The sequence below is a fragment of the Cupriavidus sp. 8B genome (assembly GCF_054589115.1).
In genome coordinates this window covers 1-391 of sequence record NZ_BAAILO010000105.1, presented here as the reverse complement: position 1 = coordinate 391, position 391 = coordinate 1, and the positions used below count along the sequence as shown (strand labels likewise).

Genomic DNA, 391 nt, shown 5'->3' with positions numbered 1-391 from the left:
AATACACGTCCGCGACGGAAGCCATCAAGGCCGCCGAAGCCCGGCTGGAACAGCTGCAGAGCGAAGTGCGCGCCTCTGAGGAGCAACTCGCCAGCACGCGCGATGCCATCGCAGCCAATGATTCGCCCGCACCCGCGCGTACCGCCCCGCCGGCTGAACGCCATGTCGGCCTGCGTCTGGACGGCCTCGTCGCGGACTTCTCAGCATTGCGGGACAAGTTCCAATCCTGCCGGCATGCTCGCGAACTACGCGAGCATCGCGCCACGCTCGCTTCCCTGGCCGCATCAGTGGCCATCTTCCATCAGGAACTGCTCGCCGCGACGAAGTCCGCTTGAGAGAAACAACAACCATGACGCGACGCCAAACCAGAGAATTCCACGAACAATTCCTG

General features: G+C 63.4%; 1 pseudogene. It reads left to right on the top strand.

The annotated features are described in order from the left end of the window. A pseudogene (locus tag ACYP5B_RS11780) lies at positions 1 to 335 on the top strand (hypothetical protein); the annotation flags it as partial. Positions 336 to 391 lie beyond the last annotated feature (56 nt).